Origin of the sequence: Nonomuraea sp. NPDC049028 (assembly GCF_043197735.1) — a bacterium.
In the GTDB taxonomy this organism is placed as follows: domain Bacteria; phylum Actinomycetota; class Actinomycetes; order Streptosporangiales; family Streptosporangiaceae; genus Nonomuraea.
This window is the reverse complement of record NZ_JBICTR010000007.1, coordinates 67,319-88,484: the sequence shown is the minus strand read 5'-3', so window position 1 is coordinate 88,484 and position 21,166 is coordinate 67,319. Positions and strand designations below refer to the sequence as shown.

Genomic DNA, 21,166 nt, shown 5'->3' with positions numbered 1-21,166 from the left:
CTGGATCACGTGATCCTTGCCGCGAAATGGCGAGCAATAAGCGCTGGCTGGTCGGCTTTATGGTCTGCGCGATCCTGGCGGGGCCGTTGTGGGTGGACAAAGCCTTCGCGGCTTTCCGCGGGACCACGTCCACCACGGGCCGATGGGCCTCCGCCACGCTTTATCTCACCGCGCTGGGCCTCGCCCTCCTCACCTACCTCGCCACGCTCTCCCTCGATCCCCGGCCGTCGCGCCAACTGCGTGGACCGCACCAGGCATGACCGGTCACGGCCTCAGGACCGGGTCGCTCGGCGCGAGCAGGGCCCAGCTTCGGTCGTCTCCCCAGATGGAGAACGCGTCCACGTACGGTCGCAGCAACGCCGTGACCTCCGCGTCGCCTTGGCCGGTGAGCTCGTCCTCCGCCATCTTCCGCGCGGCTCCGGCGAGGAGGTCGGCCACCTGGACGCGCGGGTCCGTGCGCGAGTCGACCAGCCGCAGGCCGGCCAGCCGGCCTTGCGCGGAATGCGCCGCCTCCAGCTCGTCGATGCGTGCCTGCGTGAGGAGGGTCTGCCGGTCGTGCACGACGGAGACGGCTCTTCCGGTTTCGCTCCAGTAGACGATGGCCTGGCTGATGGCCGGGAACAGCGGGTTCAGCGTGAGCGACCGCTCCCGGAAGGCGTCCACCTGGGATCGGGACTCCCAGAGCAGATCCATTATTTCGCCGGCCCGGCTTCGCGGGGTGGCGCGGCGAAAGGTGTCGACCATGGCGAACACCGCTTCGACGGAGGCTCTCGGGCCCCGGCCGTTATTGGTGCGCATCAGGTCGTTGAAGGAGTACAGAAAGGCGTTCCACCTGTCGGGGCCGAACGTCTGCCCGCCCTCTCGGTAAAGGATGCCGGCCATGGCCTCGCGGTCCTGTACGGCGAGCAGGTCGACGAGCCTGTTCATCGCGAAGAAGGTCTTGTCGATCAGATAGACGTGAGCGTTGCCGAGAAGCGGCGCCGATGGGCCGAGCAGCCACTTGAGGGCGTTCAGGTGTTTCTTACGGCGGATGATGCCCGACTTGTATTCCGTGGTCGGGGAGGGGGCTCTGCTCCGTACTTCCTGGATGCAGTCCGCCGCCGATTCGACGTCCAGTCGTACGCTCGCATGGGCGAATACAGCGGTGTTTCCCCCAATGAGCTTCTCCCCTTCTGAGCCGGACTCGTCACAGGCGATTTCGAAGGGTTGTGCCACAGTCAAGTCTCTCAAATCGCCCATTGCGCCTTCAACGGGATTTCGGACCAGGCTCAGAGGTCGGGTAGCCCGAGGTCGAGGTTGGGCTGGTCGATGCCGCCGTCGACCTCCAGCACCTTTCCGGTCAGGTAACGCCCGGCCGGCGACACCAGGTAGAGCACCGTGGCCGCCACGTCCTCCGGCTCGCCGATCCGCTTCAACGGGGTGGCCTGCTCCATCTGGGTACGCAGGTTCTCGTCGGTCATGACGATGTCCAGGGCGGAGGTGGCGACCGCGCCGACGGCGACCGCGTTGACCCGCACCTTGGGCGCCAGGTCGCGCGCGGCCAGCCGCGTGTAGTGCGTGAGCGCCGCCTTGGCGCTGCCGTACGCCAGATAGCCCCGGCCCGCCGTCCGGCCGACGGCCGAGGAGATGTTCACCACCGAGCCACCGTTCTTCAGCAGGTGCGGCACGGCCGCCCGCGTCAGCTCGTGCGCGATTCCGACGTTGAACTGGAACGCGTTCTCAAGATGTTTCCGCGTGGTGTCGAGGAAGGCGCGGGGCATCGCCCCGCCCACGTTGTTGACGATCGCGTCCAGCCGGCCGAAGGCGTCGGCGGCCTGCTCCGCGAGCCCCTCCATGGCGCCCGGCACGCTGAGATCGGCGGGCACGATCAATGCCCGTCTGCCCGCCTCCTCGATCTGAGCTGCGACAACGCGCAGCTGCTCCTCCGTACGGGCGGAGATCGCCACATCCGCGCCCGCCTGGGCGAGGGCGATCGCGGTCGCCGCGCCGATGCCCCGGCCGGCGCCGGTGACGATCGCGGCGTGGCCGGTGACGCGGAAGCGGTCCAGGATCATGTCATGACCTCCGACGGGATGGTCTCATATGTGACTCGACTTCCGGCGCTTCACCGCTTTCTTCCGGGCCGCGGTTTTCTTGCGGGCCGCGGCCTTCTTGCGGGGCGAAGCTCTCTTGGACGACACCTTCTCTTCATTGCCGGAGCTCTCGTCGCTGGATTCGCCGTCCTCGGAGCTGGACAGTTCCCGATCCTCCGCCTCCTCCTCGTCGCTGCTGTCGCCGCTCATGTCACTGTCGCGGGCGCTCTCGCTGTCGTCCCCGCTGTCATCCGACGAGGGCGTGGAAACGAGTTTCCGCCGCTTGTTGGCGGTGAAGAGAACCTCGTCATCACTGACGGCCAGGGGCTTGGCCATCTTCCGGATTTTTCCGGTCTTCTTGGCGTCACTGTCGGCAGCCGCGCCACTGGCCTTAACGTTCAGGTCCATCAAGGTGAGATTTCCCGGGCTCGGGCGTGTGGAGAGGTACATTCCCTCCTTTATGTCACGCGCCGTAACGCTCCTTCCGTCGGCCTTCATCTTGATGATTTTCTTGAGCTCGGCACGCTGCTGGGCAAGGGTGCTCCTCTTTGCCGCCGTGCCATATGCTACTGGCATAAAGGGATCGCACCACCCCACCTGGCTGGCGCCCTCGATCTTCGACTTGGCATTGGCGTTGACCTCGCCAAGGCCGTACGCCTCGAGCGCGTCCTTGCAGAATCCGCAGTTGGGCGAGGTGCAGCGGATGTATTTCACATTGCGCACCCCACACGCGGCCAATATGCACATCTCAGCGTGATTACTATTATTATCCGGAGTGAACTTTCCCGCCGCGTAAACCTGAAAATCACGATATGCGTTATTGCCCTTGAGATGATTCATGATCTTCTGCCCGGGCCCGTTCTTCCGGCCGTCGACAGAGAGACCAGCTACTTTGGAGACGACCAGCTTGGCGACACCCGTGACCGCCACCGTGAAATTACTGCCCGCGCTGAAACTCTGTTTGCCGATCCACTCGATGAGCGCGTTGGCCGCGGCTTTCGCGGCGGCGTAGGGGTCTATTACCTTCGCCCGCGGCTTGGGATTCCGATAGGGCTCCATGTGGCGATCACGTCCTTTCGGTCGCCCTCAGCCAACACGGCCGCGCTCGCGAAATCGACTCACCAGCGAGTAAGGGCGGCGTCACCGAGCCGGCGCGGCGGACCGGTCGTCAGGAAGGGACTCCAGGCCCAGGCAGAGTTCGAACACCGCCGTGAGCCGGTCGACGTCGGCGGGTGACGGCGTCTCGGGGCCGATGAGGCGGCGGACCGAGCCGATGCCCAGGAAGACCGCCGTCGCCATCCGGGCCCGCGCGTGCGCGTCCGGGCCGCCCAGGAGCGCCGCGATGGGCTCCAGCACGGCGGCGTGCAGGCGCTCGCGTACGAGGGCCTGGATCTCGGGGTCGCCCGCCGACCGTTCGAGCGAGCGCAGGATGGGGGTCTCCGGGTCGTGGCTCATGCGTTGGGCGGCGTACTCGGCCAGCCGCCTGGGCAGGCCCGCCCGGTCGCCCTCAACCACGGCGCGGACCGTCGGCTCGCCCGCCAGCACCTCGCCGAACAGGCCCGACTTGGAGCCGAAGTAGCGGCCCACCAGGGCGATGTTGGCGTCCGCCGCCGAGGCGATCATGCGGACGGTCACCTGCTCGTAGCCGTATTCGCCGAACAGCATGCGCGCCGCCTCCAGCAGCCGCTGGCGGGTGGCCGCGCGATCTCGCGGCCGGGCGTCAGTCACCTGCGCTTCCATGCCCGAACTCTACTCAGGAGACCCCACTTGCCGCGCGGCTAGTAAACGGGCGTATACTCGCCGAGGAGAAAACGGTTAGAAGGGGATGTGGTGTCTTGGTAGCCCAGACACAGGCCGCGGCCCCCGCGAGGCGGCATTACACTCACCGCGAAATCCTCGAGGTCATGTCCGGGCTCATGCTCGCCATGCTCACCTCGATGATCTCGACGTCGGTGGTTGGCACGGCACTGCCGACGATCGTGGGAGAACTCGGCGGCCAGGACCAGTATTCGTGGGTGGCGTCGGCGACCATGCTGACGATGACGGTCTCCACACCGTTGTGGGGCAAGCTGTCCGACCTCTGGGGCCGGAAGCTGCTGTTCCAGAGCGCCTTGGGACTGTTCGTCGCGGCGTCGCTCGTGGCCGGTCTGTCGCAGAACATCGGACAGCTCATCGCGGCGCGCGCCGTACAAGGTCTGGGTGTGGGCGGTCTGTCGGCCCTCGCTCAGGTGATCCTCGGTGACATCGTGTCGCCGCGGGAGCGCGGCCGCTATTCGGGGTACATGGGGGCCGTCTTCGGCATCTCCACGGTCGCCGGGCCGCTGCTCGGCGGGTTCATCGTGGACACCGACTGGCTCGGCTGGCGGTGGTGCTTCTACGTGGTCGTCCCGTTCGCGGTGATCGCGTTCGCGGTGATCCAGCGGGTGCTGAAGCTGCCCAAGGTACGGCGTAACACCTCCATCGACATCTGGGGCGCCACCACCATCACGGCCAGCGCGAGCGGGTTGATGCTGCTGCTGACGCTGGGCGGCACGGAGTTCGAGTGGAACTCCTTCTGGACCTACGCCTTGGGGGCCTTCAGCCTGCTCATGCTGGCTCTGGCGGTGCTGTCCGAGCGCACGGCCCGCAACCCGATCCTGCCGCCCAGGCTGTTCAGGAACCCGACGTTCGTGCTCACCAGCATCGCCTCGCTGTTCGTCGGCATGGCGATGTTCGGCGCGATGATCTACCTGCCGCAGTATCTGCAGATCGTCAAGGGGTTGAGCCCCACCGAGTCGGGGCTGATGACGCTGCCCATGGTGGTGGCGTTGTTCCTGGCCGGTGTGATCTCCGGGAAGATCGTCACCCAGACCGGCCGGTGGAAGATCTTCCCGGTGGCGGGCCTGCTGATCGTGACCGCCGGACTGTTCCTGCTGTCGCGGCTGCATGTGGAGTCGAGTCAGTGGCTCATCGGATTCGACGTGGGCGTCCTGGGTATCGGGCTCGGCCTGTCGATGCAGATGCTCATCCTGGCCGCGCAGAACGGCTCCGAACTGCGTGACATGGCCTCCACCACGGCGGGTGTCTCCTTCTTCCGCTCACTCGGCGGCGCTGTGGGCGTGGCCGCGTTCGGCGCGATCCTCACCAACCGCCTCAAGACCGAGATGGCCGACATGCTGCGGGCCGCGCACATCGCACTGCCCGGCGGCTCCTCGCCCAAGCTGCGCAGCCCCAGCTCCATCCAGGCGCTGCCCGGGCCGATCAAGCACATCGTGCTCGAGGCCTTCACCCGCGGCCTGGAGACCGTCTTCATCGTCGGCGTGCCGATCGCGCTGCTCGGCTTCGTGGCGACGCTCTTCCTCAAGGAGCTGCCGCTCAGAGGCGGCTCGGCGCCCGCGCCGGAGCCCAAGCCGCTCAGCAAGGACGACCTGGTCCTGGCCGGGCTGCTGCTGGAGCTCATCGCCCAGCGGATCGAGCGGGCCACCGACCAGCCGTCCGCGCTGCTGTCCGCGGTCGCCAGGATGGCGCCGCCCGATGACCGTACAGAACGGGAGCGCGCCCGATCGGTCGCGCAGAGCGTGCTGCGTCCCACCTCACGCGCTCTGATCGCGCAGGCCGCGCCACCGCGGAAAGACCTCGTCACAGGAGGAGTTTCAGCATGATTCGCAAGTTCGTGGGCGCCGTCGCGGCCGCCCTGGCCCTCATGGCCGGGCTCTGGCTGATGATCGCCCCGTTCGCCCTCGGCACCCAGCCGGAGAACGCCGACTGGACCGACCCGACCACATCCGAGTTCTTCACCGGCCTGGGCGTCGCCGTCGTCGGGCTCATCAGCGTGGCCGCCTTCGCCGCGGCCATCCACGAGGAGTTGGTCGTGCGGGGCCTGGTGGCCGTACGGCAGAAGCAGGCCGAGCCGGAGCCCGAGCCGGTGGCGGCCGCGCCGCAGGCGTCGTCCGCGGAGCTGGCGAGCCTGCTCGCCCCGCTCGTCGAGGCGCTGCGCGAGGACCTGAACACCGCCGGACGCGGCGGCGGCGAACACCGCCAGAACGGCAAGGCCGCCCTGGTGGGAGTGGAGGACAACCGATGAAGGCGAAGATGGGCGTCTCCGCCCTCATCCTGCTGTTCCTGGCCGGCGTGTGGCTGATCGCGGCGCCGTTCGCGGTGGGCTACCAGCCCAGGGGCGCGGCCTACGCCGACGCGACGGTCAACGACCTGTGGGTCGGCGGCGCGCTGGCCGGTCTCTCGTTCGTCGCCCTCGTGATCTACGCGGCCGACGCGCTGCGCGAGCTCGCCGGCCGCGGCAAGCACGTCGCCGACGGCTGACGTGCGAGGCATGCCGTGTTCGGCGAGAGCACAGACGACCGGTGGGAGCCCCTGGTAGGCAAGCTCCCCAGCGGGCAGTTCGAGATCGGCAAAGACGGCACCGGGCTGCTGGTGGTCGGCTTCGACGGATCGGGCCCGAGCCGCAACGCGCTCGCGTACGCGGCCGGGCTCGCCCGGCGGGACAACGCCGCGCTGCTCATCGCGTTCGTGGAGACCCTCACCAGCGCCACGCTGTGGTTCTTCGCGGGCGCGCCGATCATCCCCGACTCGGCCGGTGACCTGACCGAGGATCTGCGGACGGAGCTGAGCGGGGTCGGGGTTCCGTGGCGGTTCGTCATGGTACGCGGTGACACCGCGCGGGAGCTGGAGACGCTCGCCGCCTCCTGCATGGCCGACGCCATCGTGGTGGGCCGGTCCCGCTCCACGTGGCACACCTTCGGCGGCTCGGTGGCCGTGGGGCTGGCCAAGCGGGCTCGGCGTACCGTGCTGATCGTGCCCTGAGCTCGTACGACGTCCCTGATTAGGACGTCACGTAAGGTGGCCGCATGAAACGTACTGCCGCTGCCTTTGTGGTGTTCGCGTCAGTTTCGTGCGGTGGGCAGGCGCCGGTCGCCTCACAAGAGGGACCCCAGCAGCCCCCGGCCGACGCTCAGGCCGCCGGGGCTCAGACCCAGCCGCCCGTGCCCGCGACGCCCACCCCGACGGCGAAGACCGCCTCGCCCAAGCCCGCGGAGCCGCCCAGGTTCAGTGCCAAGGTCGCCAAGGTCTCCCGCGCCCGGCTGCCCTACTCGTGGAAACCCGGCTGCCCGGTCTCCTATCAGGACCTGCGCCTGATCACGATGACCTACTGGGGCTTCGACGACAAGGCGCACACCGGCGAGCTGGTCGTGCGCAAGACGGTCACCGGCGACGTCGTCAAGGTCTTCGGGAAGCTGTACGCCATGCGCTTCCCGATCAAGCAGATGCGGCTCGTCGACGTCTACAAGGGCGACGACTACGACTCCATCGACGCCGACAACACCTCGGCCTTCAACTGCCGCGCGGCCACCGGGTCCAGCAACTGGTCCAACCACGCCTTCGGCGAGGCGATCGACATCAACCCGCGTGAGAACCCGTACGTCACCGCGAGCGGCAGCACCGCCCATCCGAACGCCAAGAAGTTCGCCAAGCGCCCCGCGAAGGGCGAAGGGGTGATCAACTCGGGCGACCGGGTCGTCAAGGCCTTCGCCTCGGTGGGCTGGGGCTGGGGCGGCGAGTGGTCGGGCACCAGGGACTACCAGCACTTCAGCCGTAACGGCCGGTGAGGGCACCGGCCTGACAGAATCAGGTCATGGCGGCTAAGGACGGCGACGGTTGGACCCAGTGCGCCCGGGGGCACCGGCACTGGGGGCTGCACGGGGCTTCGGGGCTCCTGGCCGTACACCACGACGAGCGCGGCGTTCCGTACGTGCTCATGCAGAAGCGCTCATGGTGGAGCCACCACGGCGGCACCTGGGGGCTGCCGGGAGGCGCGCGCGACAGCCACGAGGACGCCGTGGCGACCGCGCTGCGCGAGGCGCACGAAGAGGCGTCCGTAGTCGGCGACGGCCTGCGCGTGCAGGGTGTCTACCTGGACGATCACGGCGGTTGGGCGTTCGAGACCGTGATCGCCGAGTCGGCCGAGCTGCTGGCGGCGGCGCCCGCCAACAGCGAGAGCACCGAGCTGCGCTGGGTGCCGCTGCCCGAGGTCCCGGGCAGGAAGCTGCACCCCGGGTTCGCCGAGTCGTGGGACAAGATCCAGCCGGAGCTCACCCCCGAGACGCTGGTGCTCGACGTCGCGAACATCGTCGGCGCCCGAGCCGAGCACGGCTGGTGGAGGGACCGGCTCGGCGCGGCGACGCGGCTGCTGGCCGAGGTGGCGACGCTGCGGCTGCGGCATCCGGTGCTCGCGCAGTGGTACCCACGGATCGTGGCGGTCGTGGAGGGCGCCGCGAAGAAGGCGCCGGGCGTGCCCGGCATCGAAGTGGTGGCGGCGACGGACAGCGGCGACGACGCGATAGTGGACGTCGTACGGCGGGCACGGTCGTGGGAGCGAGTGGTCGTGGTGACGGCGGACAGGGGGCTCAAGGAGCGCGTCAGCGCGCTGGGAGCCAGGACGGTGGGGCCCAAGTGGCTGCTGTCCCAGCTGGACGACTAGGAGGCCGCCGATGGCTGGACGCTGTCGAAGGCGGCTTTCAGACCGGTCACATCCAGCACTCGGCGCAGCACCCCCTGCACGCCCGTGAGGCCAAGTGACCCGCCGCGCTCGCCGACCTCGCGCTGGTGCTCGACCAGCACCCACAGGCCGCTGGAGTCGCAGAACGCCAGCCCGGCCGTGTCGATGACGATCGAGACATGACCGGCGGCGATCAGCTCGGTGAGGACCCTCTTGAGCCGGGGCGCGGTCAGCTTGTCGAGGTCGCCGTCGAGGCGCACGCTCGCGGTGTCCTCGGCCCGGTCCACCTCAACGCTGAGATCCGCCACCTCCCGAACGTACACCGCCGTCACCGCAGCCGCTATGGTGGTGTGCGCACTGGAGGGTTCGCATAGTGGACGAGTGCAGCCGCCTTGAAAGCGGCCAGGTCAGCGATGGCCTCGTGGGTTCGAATCCCACACCCTCCGCCACGCTTGCGGGCAAGGCCAAATAGCCCGGACGCGAGTGACAGGGCGATGGCAGAATGTGACCATGCGGCCACCCCGAGCGAGATACTTCAACACCGCCGGCCCCTGCGGCCCGCAACACCACTACATGCTGCCCCCCACACAGCGACTCCCGCAGGCACGCGAGCTCGTCGAGATGGACCGCTACTTCGTGCTGCACGCGCCCCGGCAGACCGGGAAGACGACCGCGCTGCGCACCCTGGCCTCCGAGCTGACCGCCGAGGGCGACATCGCCGCCCTGATGTTCTCCTGCGAGCGCGCCAAGTCGGCCGGCGACGACTACGCCGCCGCGGAATCGCTCCTGCTGGATTCTCTCCGCGAAGCAGCCAAGTGGGCGGGATGGCCAGAAGAGCTGCTGCCGCCGGATCCCTGGCCGCAGGTCACGCCGGGCAGCCGGTTCGGTTCGGCACTGACCGAGTGGTGCCACCGATGCCCGCGCCGGGTGGTGCTGTTCCTCGACGAGATCGACGCCCTGCAGGGCAACAGCATGGTCAGCATCCTCAGCCAGCTCCGCGACGGTCACAACGCGCGGCCGGGAGGCCGTCCGTTCCCCGCGTCCATGGTGCTGTGCGGGTTGCGTGACCTGCGGGACTACAAGGTCGCCTCGGGCGGCGAACCCGGCCGGTCCAACCCGGCCAGCCCGTTCAACATCGTCGAGTCGCTGCGCCTGGGCGACTTCACCGCCGACGAGATCATCGAGCTGTACGACCAGCACACACAGGCGACCGGCCAGGAGTTCACCAAGGACGCGGTGGACCGGGTCTTCGAGCTGACCCAGGGACAACCGTGGCTGGTCAACGCCCTCGCCTTTGAGACCATCCTCCAGATGGGGAAGACCATTACCATCACCGCCGGTCAGGTGGAAGATGCCAAGGAGCGGTTGATCCGAAAGCGGGTCATGCATCTGGACTCGCTGGTCGCCCGGCTGCGGGAGCCGCGGGTCAAGCGGGTGATCGAGCCCATCCTGGCCGGGGACTTCCCCGACGTCGACTCGACCTTCGACGACGACCTGTCCTACGTCCGCGATCTGGGCCTGGTCAAGCAGAAAGCCCTGCTGGAGGTGGCGAACCCGATCTATCGGGAGGTCATCCTGCGGGTGCTGGGTGCCCCGTCGGAATCGTACGTGATGGCCGATCCGCACAGTTTCGTGCTGCCGGACGGCCGTTTCGACCTGCCGCGCCTGCTGCAGGAGTTCGTCGTGTTCTGGCGCGAACACGGCGAAGTCCTCATCCGGCAGGAGGGCTACCACGAGGCCGCCTGCCAGATCATCCTCATGGCCTTCCTGCACCGCCTCGTCAACGGCGGAGGCCAACTCGACCGGGAGTACGCCGCAGGCACCAAGCGCCTGGACGTACTGGTCCGCTGGCCCTACACCGGCCCCGAAGGCGAACGGCAGGTGCAACGGGAAGCCATGGAGCTGAAGGTCTGGCGAGCCAGCGAAAACGACCCTAAGCCTGACGGACTCGCGCAGCTCGACCGATACCTGGACCGCCTCACCCTCACCACCGGCGTGCTGGTGATCTTCGACCGGCGCCCCGAGGCCCCATCCTGGAAAGAACGAGGCGGATTCGAGCAGGCGGCCACACCGTCCGGCCGCCAGGTCACCCTTCTGCGCGTGTGACGGATGGCGGCCGGCCCGGCGCTCATTCCCCCTGTGCGGCGAATCCGTCGCCGACGCAGGCGGCCAGCTGTAGGTAGGCCTCCCTGGTCGGTTCCTGGAGGCGTTCGAGGTCGATCTCGGCGCCTTCCTCCAGGTGCGGGTCGTACGGCACGCGGATCACCGCGCGGCACCGCGCCGCGAAGTGGGCCTCCAGCTTGGAGAGGTCGACCGCCGACTTCGAGCGCGGCCGGACACTGCAGAGCACCACGGTCGCCTCCCTGACCAGGTTGCCGTAGTGGTGCGCCTCCAGCCAGTCGAGCGTCGCCGACGCGGCCCTGGCACCGTCCACGGACGGCGAGCTGACCAGCACGATCTGGTCGGCGAGGCCGAGCACGCCGCCCATGGCCGAGTGGAGCAGGCCAGTGCCGCAGTCGGTGATGCAGATCGAGTAGAAGTTCTCCAGCACCTGTGAGACGGCCTGGTAGTCGGCGCCGCTGAACGCCTCGGACACCGACGGGTCGCGGTCCGACGCGAGCACCTCCAGCCGCGAAGGCGCCTGCGAGGTGAACGCCCTGATGTCCACGTACCTCTTGACCTGGTCGCTCTCGTTGAGCAGGTCGCGTACGGTCGCCGAGGTCTCCAGGGTGAGCTTGTCGGACAGCGTCCCGCGGTCGGGGTTCGCGTCGACCGCGATCACCCGGTCGCCGCGCATCGCGGCGAGGGTGGCGCCCAGGCCGACCGTGGTCGTGGTCTTGCCCACACCGCCCTTGAGACTCAGTACGGCCACGCGGTGGTGACCGGTGGCGACCGGGGTGCGGGCCCTGGCCAGCAGCTCGCGGCGGCGGCGGACCTCTGGCGGCTCGCCCGGCTTGATCCAGCCGCCCGACGCCTTGTAGATCAGCCGGCGCCAGCCCTTGGAGGGGGCGTTGCGGCGGCCGCGCAGGAGCGACTCGGGGTCGAGGCTGTCGGCCGTGGGCCTGCCGGTGATCGGGGGGCGGGGCGGGGCGTTGAAGACCGGGACGGGGGCGGGGCGGCGGCGCGGAGCGGGGGGCTCTGGCTCTTCGAAGGCGCGCGGCTGCGGCGCTTCGAAGGGGCGCGGCTGCTCGTAGGCGCGGTCCTGGTCGTAGGTGCGCGGCTGGTCCCACGAGCGGTCCTGCTCGTGGGAACGGTCCCGCTCGAAGGAACGGTCAGGTTCGTAGGCGCGGTCCTGCTCGTACGGCTTCGGCTCGTCGAACGGCCGGGACGGCGGCTTCGGCTCGTCGAAGGCACGGGAGGGCGGCTCGTCGAGGGTCCGCGACTCCTCGAAGGCGCGGGGCTCCTCAAACGCGCGCGGCTGCGACGGCTGGTCGAGGGCCGACGGCTTGTCCAGAGCCGACGGCTTGTCGAAGGCGGACGGCTGGTCGACGGCCGGGGGCTTCTCGGCGACCGGGGGCTTGTCGAAGCTCAGCGGCTTGTCCAAGCCCGGCTTGTTGAAAAGCGGCTTTTCGGACGCGGGCTTGTCGAAGGCAGGCGGGTCGAACGCGGGCGGCGTGTCGAAGCTCGCTGCCTTGTCGAAGCTCAGCGGCTTGTCGAAGGTCAGCGGGACCTCCAGCCGTGGCTCCGTGGCGTCCTCCGGGGGCGGCTCGAAGGTGCCCTGAGGAGGCTCCTCGACCTTTTCGGCTTTCTCGGCCGGGCGCGGCTCGTCGAACGTCTCCGCCGGGCGCGACCACTCCGGCGGCACGGGCCAGGCGGACTTCGTCTCCTCCTCCGCCTCCTCGACCGCCGGCTTCTTCGCCGGCTCCGGGAACGACAGCAGCGAGTAGGAGTCGGTGTCGTCGGGCCGGGGCAGCGGCTTGAGCGGCGCCAGGAACCCGTCGTCGGCCTTGCCCAGGCTCACCGGTGGCGAGACGGGCTGGACGTCGTCCTTCGTACCGATGTCCTTTTTGCCGAGGTCCCTCGTGCCGGACGGCGAGCTCCCCCCGTCGGCGAGGTCCTCCGCGGGCGTCGTGCCGTACACGGAGTCGACCGCGGCCCTGAACAGCGGCGTCGGCGCATCGTGTTGGGTCGGCACCGAGAGCCAAGGGTCCTGGGGGTACGGCGAAGCGACGGAGTCCTCCGAGGCAGAGGCGCTGACCGAGATCGGAGCCTCTTCCGTCTCCTTGATCGCGTCCAGCCAGGCCAGCTGTTCCTCGAGAGATTCCTCTCGATCGTGTCTTGCCACCGTGTTTCTCCCCCTGGTGGGTGTAAAGGGGCAGCAAATACATTGCAGGTTAACGCCATGACTCGCGGCAGTGGTCGCCAACCTATAACTTCCTTGCCCGGCTACGGTGATTGCATGCGAGCCATCGAGATCACCAGGCCCGGACCACCAGAGGTTCTGGAGTGGCGGGAGGTACCCGATCCACGTCCTGACCGGGGGGAAGTCCTCATCGACGTGGTGGCCGCCGGGGTCAACCGGGCCGACCTCCTCCAACGCCAAGGATTTTACGATCCGCCGCCCGGCGCGCCTCCGTACCCGGGTCTGGAGGTCTCCGGCGTGGTGGCCGAGATCGGCGAGGACGTGGAACATGTCACACCGGGCGACGAGGTGTGCGCGCTGCTGGCCGGGGGTGGCTACGCCGAGCGGGTGGCCGTCCCGTGGCAGCAGGTGATGCCCGCGCCCGAGGGAGTACGGCTGGTCGAGGTGGCCGGGCTACCCGAGGTGGCGTGCACGGTCTGGTCGAACGTGTTCATGACCGCCCGGCTGCGGCGCAGCGAGACGCTGCTGGTGCACGGCGGGGCGAGCGGGATCGGGACGTTCGCGATCCAGCTGGCCAAGGCGTTCGGGTCGCGGGTGGCCGCGACGGCCGGGTCGGCGGCGAAGCTGGAGCGCCTCAAGGAGCTGGGCGCCGACGAGACGGTCGACTACCACGAGGAGGACTTCGCCGAGCGGGTGACGGCCGATGTGATCCTCGACATCATCGGCGCCAAATACCTGTCCAGAAATATCCGGGCACTCCGGACGGGCGGCCGGTTGGTCATCATCGGACTGCAGGGCGGCGCCAAGGCCGAGATCGACCTGGGCGCTCTGATGGGCAAGCGGGCGTCCGTCCACGGGTCCACACTGCGCGCCCGCCCGGCCGATGAGAAGGGCGTCGTCGTGCGCGGCGTCGTCGACAACGTGTGGCCGCTGATCAGCGCGGGTGCCGTCCGCCCTGTGGTGTACGCGGAGGTGCCCATGGCGGAGGCGGCGGAGGCGCACCGAATGATGGAATCGGGACAGCACATCGGCAAAATCCTGCTAGTACGGTGAGTGTTATGAATGCTGAGGACAACAACACCCCCCACATCGTGGTGGTGGGCCCGGACTTCCAGGGTCAGGGCGATAACGGCGAGGATGAGCGCTCGGTGACGAACCTCGTCGAGCAGCCCGCCAAGGTGATGCGCATCGGCAGCATGATCCGGCAGCTTCTCGAAGAGGTCCGGGCGGCTCCTCTCGACGAGGCCAGCCGTAAGCGGTTGAAGGAGATCCACGAGTCGTCCATCAAGGAGCTCGAGGACGGCCTGGCCCCCGAACTGGTCGACGAGCTGGAGCGGCTGTCGCTGCCTTTCACCGACGAGAACGGCACGCCGCCCAGCGAGGCCGAGCTGCGCATCGCGCACGCCCAGCTCGTGGGCTGGCTCGAAGGCTTGTTCCACGGCATCCAGACGACGCTGTTCGCGCAGCAGATGGCGGCGCGCGCCCAGTTGGAGCAGATGCGCAGGGCGCTGCCCGGCGTGCCCCACGGTGACGACTCACAGCGGCCGCACGGCGGCTCGGGCCCCTATCTGTAAAGCTCATCTGTAAAGCTCTTCGAGTACGAGCGCGACACCGTCGTCGTTGTTGGCCGCCGTCACATGGTCCACGGCGGCCAGTACGTCGGGGTGCGCGTTGGCGACCGCGTAGGACGTACCGGCCCAGCCCAGCATGGGCAGGTCGTTCGGCATGTCACCGAACGCCACCACCTGTGATGGCTTGATCGCATACTGTTCGGCGAGCGCGGCCAGGGCCGTGGCCTTCGTCACACCATGGGCGCTCATCTCGATCAGCCCTCGGCCGCTGGAGTGCGTGGGGGTCACCAGGTGTCCCACGAGCCCGCACACGGCCTCGTGCAGCGGGTCGGGAGCCATGTCCGGGTGCAGGGCCAGCAGTTTGGCGCAGGGTCGTGAGGTCAGCGTCGCCGCGCCGACGCGCAGGCCGCCGATGGCCTTGCTGTCCCAACCGCCGAGTGGGAAATCGGACTCATGCGCAAAACCACCTTCATACTCGACCGAAAATGCGAGTTCGGGCACGTTCGCTCTTAGCTGAGCGACGACTTGCTCCAGTACCTCGACCGTGATGAGGTGAGATTCCACTATCTGTTCGGTATGCAGATCGTAGATCAACGCACCGTTTGCACAGATTGCCAACCCTCGGTGACGCACCGCACCCGCCACACTGCTCATCCATCTAGGCGGGCGACCCGTGACGAACACGAGGACGGCACCAGTTTCTTCGACTCTCGCGAACGCCGCTGCCGTACGGGGAGAGACGGTTCCGTCGGTCCGCAGAGCGGTTCCGTCGAGGTCGGTGGCCACAAGACGCGGCGTTGCAAGGCTTCGCATAACAGGTTCCAGTTTGCCCGGTCATGCCGCCGGCCAGAAATCTTCCTAGGGACGGGAACACCAACGCGCCAGAATGGTGTTAGATGTGATGGCGTTGTATTAGCTGATCCCGTAGTGAAAACCAGCATGACTTTGTCTGAGCCACCCCGGGTGCTTGCTGTACGACACACCGGGACTCGCGAGGTGCGGGTCCCATAGATTCACATCCTGAGGGAGAGCTTTTATGGCTCAGGGAACCGTCAAGTGGTTCAACGCCGAGAAGGGCTTCGGCTTCATCGCCCCGGACGGCGGTGCGCCGGACGTGTTCGTGCACTTCTCCGAGATCGTCGGCAACGGCTACCGCAGCCTTGAAGACGGCCAGCGGGTCGAGTTCGAGATCACGCAGGGACAGAAGGGGCCCCAGGCCTCGCAGGTCCGTGCCATCTGACCTGTAGCAGCGAGACAGACCGGGGTTCGCTTCCAGCGGGCCTCGGTCTTTCGCGTTCCTGGGCCCCGACACGCGCTGTGGTGACAGCCCGGTCACAGGTGTGACTCAACTCACACAGCCGTCGAACCACTGATCCTCCAACGCCATCGGCCCATATATGAGGTACGCGTGGCTATGTCACCCAGCGACCTTGGTCGCCGTGTTCGTACTGGTACTCACCGACCCTCTGTTCAAGCCCCTGCCGGCCTGGCGTGCTCACCGGAGGAGCCTGGTAAGCCCCTCAGAGCGCCTGACAGCGCCGCTGGAGCGTCGGGCGGATCACTGGTGGCTTCTGGGGCTCTCGGAGCGTCTGGCTGGACTTCCGGAGCGTCTGAGGGGGTTCCCCGAACGGCTGAAGAGGCTCCCGGAGCGGTGGCGGGTGGCGGCGATTGTGCCGTTGGCCCTGTTCGCCATGGCGGCGGCCGCTGAGCCGCCTTCCGCCGTCGGCTCCGTACAGGTGGACGGAGATCAAATCATCGTGCTGATCGCCGACCGCGATCAAGGCGCTGCCACAGGGATCTCCTCCGTGGACGGCGGGGTCACCTGGTCCGAGTACTACGGCAGACAGGTGCGGCCGCCGCAGACCGCCGCCTGCGTCCCCGGACAGGCGCAGCGGTGCTACCGGGTGCTCCCCGGGCGGCCGGCGGTCGCCGAGTCCGACGACGGGGGCAAGACGTGGCGGCCCTCCTGGAGCCTGTCGGACGATCAGTACGACCGGTTGGCCAGGCGGTACTCCACGGGCGGCCCCAAGTCTCTGGCGCTGGCCGTACAGGCTCGGCCCGGAGGTCATGTCGTGGTCGTCGCCAACGGGCTCGACGGCGTGCTCGTACGGGACGTAGAAGGAACGTGGCGGCGGGTGGGATGGCCGGAGCCGCTCGCGTTCACCGGGGACGAGACGGCGAACCTGGACCCCGAACAGCGCGTGGCGCTGGTCCTCGCCGCCCTGATGCTGCTCGGCGCCGTCGGGACGGGGATGCGGCGGCTCGGCGGCGTCTACGCCGTGTCCGCGTTGGTGGTGTGCGTGGGGCTGTACGCCATGCTCGGGGCGGACAGCGATCCGGCGGCCGGCGTGACAGTGCTCGGGGCCATGGTTTGCTTCCTCGTCGCCATCGCCGGGCAGGCCAGGGGTGTGGCGGTGGCTGTCGGGTTCGGGGCGGCGCCGCTGGTGTACGCGGCCGTGTACATGCCCTTCTACGGCTGGGCCCACGAGATGCCGGGCTCGTACGCCGTGGCGGTGGGGGCCGCTGTCGTCATGACGGCGGGAGTGGTGGCGGCGAGCGGCGCGCTCATCAGACGCGACCTACATCGCCGCACGGCCACCTACTGACCGCCTGAGCCGGCTCAGGCCCCTTTCGCCTGAGCCGGCAGTGGGTTTACTTGGGTGGTTCCAGGACGTCGAGGCCGACATAGGGGCGCAGTGCCTCGGGCACCACGACCGAGCCGTCGGCCTGCTGGTGGTTCTCCAGGATCGCGACCATCCAGCGGGTGGTCGCCAGCGTGCCGTTGAGCGTCGCCAGGTGCTGCGGCTTGCCGTCCTTGTCGCGGTAACGCACGCCCAGCCGACGGGCCTGGAACTCGGTGCAGTTGGACGTGGAGGTCAGCTCCCGGTAGCGCCCCTGGGTCGGGATCCACGCCTCGCAGTCGAACTTGCGCGCCGCCGACATCCCCAGGTCTCCGGCCGCCGTGTCGATGACGCGGTAGGGCACCTCGATCTTGGCGAGCATGTCCCGCTCCCAGGCGAGCAGCCGCTGGTGCTCCTCGCGCGCGTCCTCAGGACGTACGTAGGAGAACATCTCCACCTTGTCGAACTGGTGGACACGGATGATCCCGCGGGTGTCCTTGCCATAGGAGCCGGCCTCCCGGCGGAAGCACGACGACCAGCCCGCGTAGCGGAGCGGCAGCTCGTCGCCGCCCAGGATCTCCTGGGCGTGGTAGCCCGCCAGCGCCACCTCAGAGGTGCCGACCAGGTAGAGGTCGTCCTCGGGGAGGCGGTAGATCTCCTTGTCGTGGGCCACGTGGAAGCCGGTGCCCTGCATCGTCTCCGGCTTGACCAGCACCGGAGTGATCATCGGGGTGAACCCGTTGGCGATCGCCTGCTGCATGGCCATGTTGAGCAGGCCGAGCTGCAGCCGCGCGCCGACGCCCTTGAGGAAGAAGAACCGCGAGCCGGACACCTTGGCGCCGCGCTCCATGTCGATGGCGCCGAGCAGTTCGCCCAGCTCCAGGTGGTCCTTCGGCTCGAAGTCGAACACGCGGGGCTCGCCATGGGTCTCGAGCACGACATAGTCGTCCTCGCCGCCGTGGGGCGCTTCCTCGTCGACGATGTTGGGCACCGACTGCACGAGCTCGTCGAGCTCGGCGCCCAGCGTCTCGGCCTCCGCCTCGGCGGCCTTGACCTGGCCGGCCAGGTCCTTGGCCCGCTGAAGCAGCGCGGCCTTGTCGTCGCCCTGCGCCTTGGAGACCGACTTGCCCAGACTCTTCTGCTCGGCGCGCAGGGACTCGAACGAGGTCAGCGCGGCGCGGCGGCGCTCGTCGAGGTCGAGCAGCGTGTCGACGATCGAGTCGTCCTCGCCGCGGGCACGCTGCGAGGCCCGTAGCCGGTCGGGATGCTCACGAAGGGTACGCAGGTCAATCACGGATAAAGGCTACCGGCGCCCGGCTACCGCCCGCCTCAGGATTAGACGCGTCCGGCGCGGATTCGCGCCAGCCACTCGCCCGCCTCGGCGAACTCCGGGTCGGCCGTGCCCTTCTTGATCTGCGGCGCGACACCGTCGGCACGCGGGTAGCTGCCCAGGAAGCGCACGTCGCCGCAGATGCGGTGCAGGCCCGAGATCGCCTCGCCCACGCGCGCGTCGGCGACGTGTCCCTCGAAGTCGAAGTGGAAGAAGTAACGGCCGATGCCGCCGCCGGTGGGCCGCGACTCGATGCGGGTCAGGTTGACCCCGCGTACGGAGAACTCCGTCAGCATCTCCAGCAGCGCGCCCGGGTGGTCGTCGGCCAGGAACACGACGAGCGTGGTGCGGTCGTAGCCGGTCGGCGCGGGCAACTCTCCCCCACGACTCACCCGTACGAACCTCGTCACGGTGTCGTTGCGGTCGCCGATGTCGTCGGCGAGCTCCACCAGCCCGTAGTGCTCGCCCGCGATGCGCGCGGCGATGGCCGCGTCGTACGGCGAGCCGGGCAGCGCGACCTCCTGAGCCGCGGCGGCCGTCGAAGGCGCCGCCACCACGACCGCGTCGGGCAACTCCCGGGCGCAGAACGCGCGGCACTGCGTGATGGCCGCGGGATGCGTGTAGACCCGCTTGATGTGCACGATCTCGGTGTCGGGCCGGGCCAGCAGCGAGAAACGCACCGGCAGCAGCAGCTCCGCCGTGATCAGCAGCGGCTCGCCCCAGGCGAACTCGTCGAGCGTCGTGGTGATCGCACCCTCGATCGAGTTCTCCAGCGGGACGACCGCGCCGTCGGCCTCCCCATTACGGGCGGCGGCCAGGGCGGCGCTGACGTTGGCGCGGGGCAGACGCTCGGCTTCGGGCGCCAGGAGCCGCAGGGCCTCTTCGGTGAAGGTGCCTTCCGGTCCGAGATAGGCGAGTCTGGGCATGCTTACAAAGTATCCGCAGGTAGCGGGGTAGTGCGGACCTTTCCTCTCCTTAACGTCCGCCGTTTACCATCGGGCCGCCTGCGCGTCGATCAGCGGCCCGTGACCCAGCCGGGCGGCTCGCACCGCCTGCTCCTCCTCCGGAGACAGCGGCTCCTCTCCCTTGCCGCTCACCACCGGGCGTACATAGGTGCGGGTCTCGGTTCGTCCGTTGATCGAGGTCAGTACGATGCCGTCACCCAGTCCGTTGATCATCGCGATCGAGAACGACAACCGCCCGGTCATCTCCTCCAGCGCGTCGTAACGGCACACGGCGACGTCCCGGATGGCCTTGAGATCGCCCTTGCCCTCGCTCGTCTGCATGACCAGCGTCTCCCGGCACTCGTCGAGAGCGGCCCTGGCCTGCTTGAGCGCTCTGTAGCCAATGACTACGCCACCCACCCCGGCAACGAGCCCCACCATGACCCATACGGTAATCAGCACGTGACAGAGGGTAATCGCTTGTCACGCCACGTCGCGCCGTTTCGGCAACCAGGAGACCAACAACCAGACCAGACCCAGCGCGCCCAGTCCGTAGCCGTCCTGCACGATCTTGTCGAGCACCGGCACCCCCGCCACCTTCAACGCCACGCCCCACCAGGGAATGGGCAGCACGTAGTACAACCACACCCCCACGGCCACCCGCACCCTGACCGGATCGCGCCCGTCACCCACGATCGCCCCGAGCACCACGACCACCCAGGCGAGATGGTGGATCCAGGCGACCGGGGACAGCAGCACGGCCATGAGCCCGACCAGCGCGACGGCGGTGATCGGGTCCTTCGCCTGGTACGCGGCCCGCGCCCCGCGGAAGCCGTACCAGCCCACGACCGCCACCAGGGCGATCCAGATCACGGACGTCACCGCGTCGGGCAGGTACAGACGGATCAGCATGCCGCGGATCGACTGGTTGGTGGTGGCGGCGTTCGCGCCGAGCCGATTGGGATCGAACAGCGCGGAGAACCAGAAATCAGCCGCATCCTGCGGAATCACCACGAACGGCAGCAACGTGAGCAGCGCCGCGGCGAACGCCGCCATGAAGAACGTCCGCCATTGCCGCGTCACCAGCAGGTAGATCAGGAAGACGCCCGGCGTGAGCTTCACCGCCGTGGCCAGCCCGATCAGGAACCCCCGAGGCCACCACGGCCTCCTGGCCACACAGTCGGCCAGGCACAAGGCGACCAGCAGAATGTCCACCTGCCCGAACCGGACCTGGTCGCGGATCGGCATCAAGTACGTGCAGGCCACCATGAGGAAGGCGAAGAGCCACGGCGCGTATCGCGCCCACCCCTCGCGGTGTGCCGACAGCACCCCTCTGAAGGAGTACGCCACCACGACGGCCAGTGACACGAAGACCCCGGCGGTCCACACCCACTGGGCGGTCTCCCAGGACATCTTGGCCAGCAGGACGGCCAGCATCGCCGCGACCGGCGGGTAGGTGAACGGCAGCAGCTGAGGCGCGGGCGTGGCGAACTCGTAGACGGCCCGGCCGTCGAGGATCATCTGCCCGCCGGTCCGGTACACGTCCAGATCGACCAGCCGCTGGTCGTCGGGATTGGTCAGCCACTGCTGCACCAGCGGTGCGACGGCCACCGCGATGACCAGGGCGGCAATCGCCCACGCCCACCACTGCCGCCGGATCGTCGTCGCCCTGCCACCTGTCACGGTGTGGCACGTTACCGTGGCTGTTGTTGATCGAGCGCGTCGATACTGGGGGTCCCGCACATGCCGCACGCCACCTTCAGCGCGGCCTCCCCCACCTCGGACCGCCCTCCCATGCCGCAAGAATCGCCTGGACGACTGCCTCAAGAAGG

The 21,166-nt window shown here is 68.6% G+C and carries 23 protein-coding genes and 1 tRNA gene; 13 read left to right on the top strand and 11 right to left on the bottom strand.

Features of this window, described 5'->3' with window-relative positions; translation table 11 throughout:
* Positions 1-26 precede the first annotated feature (26 nt).
* Positions 27-260: a hypothetical protein gene (locus ACGFJ2_RS27520; RefSeq protein ID WP_393472938.1), complete on the top strand. Its 234-nt coding sequence runs from the start codon at positions 27-29 to the stop codon at positions 258-260.
* A 4-nt stretch (positions 261-264) separates the two neighbouring features.
* Here ACGFJ2_RS27520 and ACGFJ2_RS27515 read toward each other — a convergent pair whose 3' ends face one another.
* The 4 genes from ACGFJ2_RS27515 to ACGFJ2_RS27500 form a co-directional block, all read right to left on the bottom strand.
* Positions 265-1,215 (bottom strand): DUF3800 domain-containing protein, encoded by a 951-nt coding sequence (locus ACGFJ2_RS27515; RefSeq protein ID WP_357962306.1) that lies wholly within the window; start codon positions 1,213-1,215, stop codon positions 265-267.
* Between the two features lie 53 nt (positions 1,216-1,268).
* Positions 1,269-2,054 carry an SDR family oxidoreductase gene (locus ACGFJ2_RS27510; RefSeq protein WP_393472935.1) on the bottom strand — a complete coding sequence of 262 codons (786 nt, stop codon included), beginning with the start codon at positions 2,052-2,054 and terminating at the stop codon, positions 1,269-1,271.
* Positions 2,055-2,078: 24 nt separating this feature from the next.
* Complete coding sequence (locus tag ACGFJ2_RS27505; protein WP_393472932.1) at positions 2,079-3,131, bottom strand: hypothetical protein; 1,053 nt, start codon at positions 3,129-3,131, stop codon at positions 2,079-2,081.
* 81 nt (positions 3,132-3,212) lie between these two features.
* Positions 3,213-3,812, bottom strand: a complete 600-nt coding sequence (locus ACGFJ2_RS27500; RefSeq protein ID WP_357962315.1) for a TetR family transcriptional regulator — start codon at positions 3,810-3,812, stop codon at positions 3,213-3,215.
* Positions 3,813-3,976: 164 nt separating this feature from the next.
* On the opposite strand from ACGFJ2_RS27500, the gene ACGFJ2_RS27495 reads away from it, so the two are divergent.
* Genes ACGFJ2_RS27495 through ACGFJ2_RS27470 form a run of 6 tightly spaced genes read left to right on the top strand, consistent with a single transcriptional unit; the run spans position 3,977 to position 8,547 of the window.
* Positions 3,977-5,713, top strand: coding sequence for an MDR family MFS transporter (locus ACGFJ2_RS27495; protein WP_393472929.1), 1,737 nt, complete (start codon positions 3,977-3,979; stop codon positions 5,711-5,713).
* On the top strand, positions 5,710-6,135 hold the full coding sequence (locus ACGFJ2_RS27490; RefSeq protein ID WP_393472926.1) for a hypothetical protein: 426 nt from the start codon (positions 5,710-5,712) through the stop codon (positions 6,133-6,135). The genes ACGFJ2_RS27495 and ACGFJ2_RS27490 overlap by 4 nt, the downstream gene beginning before the upstream one ends.
* Positions 6,132-6,371, top strand: coding sequence for a hypothetical protein (locus ACGFJ2_RS27485; RefSeq protein ID WP_357962323.1), 240 nt, complete (start codon positions 6,132-6,134; stop codon positions 6,369-6,371). Before ACGFJ2_RS27490 ends, ACGFJ2_RS27485 begins: the two co-directional genes overlap by 4 nt.
* A 15-nt stretch (positions 6,372-6,386) precedes the next feature.
* Positions 6,387-6,872: a universal stress protein gene (locus ACGFJ2_RS27480; RefSeq protein ID WP_357962326.1), complete on the top strand. Its 486-nt coding sequence runs from the start codon at positions 6,387-6,389 to the stop codon at positions 6,870-6,872.
* A gap of 44 nt (positions 6,873-6,916) precedes the next feature.
* Complete coding sequence (locus ACGFJ2_RS27475; protein WP_393472922.1) at positions 6,917-7,675, top strand: M15 family metallopeptidase; 759 nt, start codon at positions 6,917-6,919, stop codon at positions 7,673-7,675.
* Between the two features lie 26 nt (positions 7,676-7,701).
* Positions 7,702-8,547, top strand: a complete 846-nt coding sequence (locus ACGFJ2_RS27470) for an NUDIX domain-containing protein (protein ID WP_393472919.1) — start codon at positions 7,702-7,704, stop codon at positions 8,545-8,547.
* On the opposite strand, the gene ACGFJ2_RS27465 is transcribed toward ACGFJ2_RS27470, so the two are convergent.
* A complete protein-coding gene (locus tag ACGFJ2_RS27465) occupies positions 8,544-8,873 on the bottom strand; it encodes an STAS domain-containing protein (RefSeq protein WP_393472916.1) in 330 nt (109 codons plus the stop codon). The genes ACGFJ2_RS27470 and ACGFJ2_RS27465 overlap by 4 nt on opposite strands.
* Positions 8,874-8,924: 51 nt before the next feature.
* Here ACGFJ2_RS27465 and ACGFJ2_RS27460 point away from each other — a divergent pair.
* Positions 8,925-9,014, top strand: a tRNA-Ser gene (locus ACGFJ2_RS27460).
* A gap of 61 nt (positions 9,015-9,075) precedes the next feature.
* A complete protein-coding gene (locus ACGFJ2_RS27455; protein WP_393472913.1) occupies positions 9,076-10,671 on the top strand; it encodes an AAA family ATPase in 1,596 nt (531 codons plus the stop codon).
* Between the two features lie 22 nt (positions 10,672-10,693).
* On the opposite strand, the gene ACGFJ2_RS27450 is transcribed toward ACGFJ2_RS27455, so the two are convergent.
* Positions 10,694-12,850 (bottom strand): AAA family ATPase, encoded by a 2,157-nt coding sequence (locus tag ACGFJ2_RS27450; RefSeq protein WP_393472910.1) that lies wholly within the window; start codon positions 12,848-12,850, stop codon positions 10,694-10,696.
* 114 nt (positions 12,851-12,964) lie between these two features.
* Between ACGFJ2_RS27450 and ACGFJ2_RS27445 the strand changes: the two genes are divergently transcribed.
* Both ACGFJ2_RS27445 and ACGFJ2_RS27440 read left to right on the top strand, forming a co-directional pair.
* Positions 12,965-13,921, top strand: coding sequence for an NAD(P)H-quinone oxidoreductase (locus ACGFJ2_RS27445; RefSeq protein ID WP_357961035.1), 957 nt, complete (start codon positions 12,965-12,967; stop codon positions 13,919-13,921).
* A gap of 5 nt (positions 13,922-13,926) precedes the next feature.
* Entirely contained in the window at positions 13,927-14,442 is a 516-nt protein-coding gene (locus ACGFJ2_RS27440) for a bacterial proteasome activator family protein (RefSeq protein ID WP_225301362.1), read from the top strand.
* Positions 14,443-14,445: 3 nt separating this feature from the next.
* Here ACGFJ2_RS27440 and ACGFJ2_RS27435 read toward each other — a convergent pair whose 3' ends face one another.
* Positions 14,446-15,252 carry an HAD family hydrolase gene (locus ACGFJ2_RS27435; RefSeq protein WP_393472906.1) on the bottom strand — a complete coding sequence of 269 codons (807 nt, stop codon included), beginning with the start codon at positions 15,250-15,252 and terminating at the stop codon, positions 14,446-14,448.
* Positions 15,253-15,475: 223 nt separating this feature from the next.
* On the opposite strand from ACGFJ2_RS27435, the gene ACGFJ2_RS27430 reads away from it, so the two are divergent.
* Both ACGFJ2_RS27430 and ACGFJ2_RS27425 read left to right on the top strand, forming a co-directional pair.
* Entirely contained in the window at positions 15,476-15,679 is a 204-nt protein-coding gene (locus ACGFJ2_RS27430) for a cold-shock protein (RefSeq protein WP_043619750.1), read from the top strand.
* Positions 15,680-16,097: 418 nt separating this feature from the next.
* Positions 16,098-17,045 carry a hypothetical protein gene (locus tag ACGFJ2_RS27425; RefSeq protein WP_393472903.1) on the top strand — a complete coding sequence of 316 codons (948 nt, stop codon included), beginning with the start codon at positions 16,098-16,100 and terminating at the stop codon, positions 17,043-17,045.
* A gap of 46 nt (positions 17,046-17,091) precedes the next feature.
* Here ACGFJ2_RS27425 and serS read toward each other — a convergent pair whose 3' ends face one another.
* From serS to ACGFJ2_RS27405, 4 genes are all read right to left on the bottom strand, one after another.
* Positions 17,092-18,354 (bottom strand): serine--tRNA ligase, encoded by a 1,263-nt coding sequence (serS, locus tag ACGFJ2_RS27420; RefSeq protein WP_357961026.1) that lies wholly within the window; start codon positions 18,352-18,354, stop codon positions 17,092-17,094.
* A 41-nt stretch (positions 18,355-18,395) separates the two neighbouring features.
* Positions 18,396-19,316: a prephenate dehydratase gene (pheA, locus tag ACGFJ2_RS27415; RefSeq protein WP_358437242.1), complete on the bottom strand. Its 921-nt coding sequence runs from the start codon at positions 19,314-19,316 to the stop codon at positions 18,396-18,398.
* A gap of 63 nt (positions 19,317-19,379) precedes the next feature.
* The gene (locus ACGFJ2_RS27410) at positions 19,380-19,796 is read right to left on the bottom strand and encodes a DUF4446 family protein (protein ID WP_393472899.1); all 417 of its coding nucleotides are present in this window, start codon (positions 19,794-19,796) and stop codon (positions 19,380-19,382) included.
* Positions 19,797-19,817: 21 nt separating this feature from the next.
* On the bottom strand, positions 19,818-21,017 hold the full coding sequence (locus ACGFJ2_RS27405) for a glycosyltransferase 87 family protein (RefSeq protein WP_393472896.1): 1,200 nt from the start codon (positions 21,015-21,017) through the stop codon (positions 19,818-19,820).
* Positions 21,018-21,166: the final 149 nt, after the last annotated feature.

Coding starts and splice junctions, on each gene's coding strand:
- ACGFJ2_RS27505 (WP_393472932.1), bottom strand. CDS start 3,131: ATGGAGCCCTATCGGAATCCCAAGCCGCGGGCGAAGGTAATAGACCCC.
- ACGFJ2_RS27455 (WP_393472913.1), top strand. CDS start 9,076: ATGCGGCCACCCCGAGCGAGATACTTCAACACCGCCGGCCCCTGCGGC.
- ACGFJ2_RS27490 (WP_393472926.1), top strand. CDS start 5,710: ATGATTCGCAAGTTCGTGGGCGCCGTCGCGGCCGCCCTGGCCCTCATG.
- ACGFJ2_RS27435 (WP_393472906.1), bottom strand. CDS start 15,252: ATGCGAAGCCTTGCAACGCCGCGTCTTGTGGCCACCGACCTCGACGGA.
- ACGFJ2_RS27520 (WP_393472938.1), top strand. CDS start 27: ATGGCGAGCAATAAGCGCTGGCTGGTCGGCTTTATGGTCTGCGCGATC.
- ACGFJ2_RS27510 (WP_393472935.1), bottom strand. CDS start 2,054: ATGATCCTGGACCGCTTCCGCGTCACCGGCCACGCCGCGATCGTCACC.
- ACGFJ2_RS27470 (WP_393472919.1), top strand. CDS start 7,702: ATGGCGGCTAAGGACGGCGACGGTTGGACCCAGTGCGCCCGGGGGCAC.
- ACGFJ2_RS27485 (WP_357962323.1), top strand. CDS start 6,132: ATGAAGGCGAAGATGGGCGTCTCCGCCCTCATCCTGCTGTTCCTGGCC.
- ACGFJ2_RS27445 (WP_357961035.1), top strand. CDS start 12,965: ATGCGAGCCATCGAGATCACCAGGCCCGGACCACCAGAGGTTCTGGAG.
- ACGFJ2_RS27495 (WP_393472929.1), top strand. CDS start 3,977: ATGTCCGGGCTCATGCTCGCCATGCTCACCTCGATGATCTCGACGTCG.
- ACGFJ2_RS27430 (WP_043619750.1), top strand. CDS start 15,476: ATGGCTCAGGGAACCGTCAAGTGGTTCAACGCCGAGAAGGGCTTCGGC.
- ACGFJ2_RS27440 (WP_225301362.1), top strand. CDS start 13,927: ATGAATGCTGAGGACAACAACACCCCCCACATCGTGGTGGTGGGCCCG.
- ACGFJ2_RS27475 (WP_393472922.1), top strand. CDS start 6,917: ATGAAACGTACTGCCGCTGCCTTTGTGGTGTTCGCGTCAGTTTCGTGC.
- ACGFJ2_RS27500 (WP_357962315.1), bottom strand. CDS start 3,812: ATGGAAGCGCAGGTGACTGACGCCCGGCCGCGAGATCGCGCGGCCACC.
- pheA (WP_358437242.1), bottom strand. CDS start 19,316: ATGCCCAGACTCGCCTATCTCGGACCGGAAGGCACCTTCACCGAAGAG.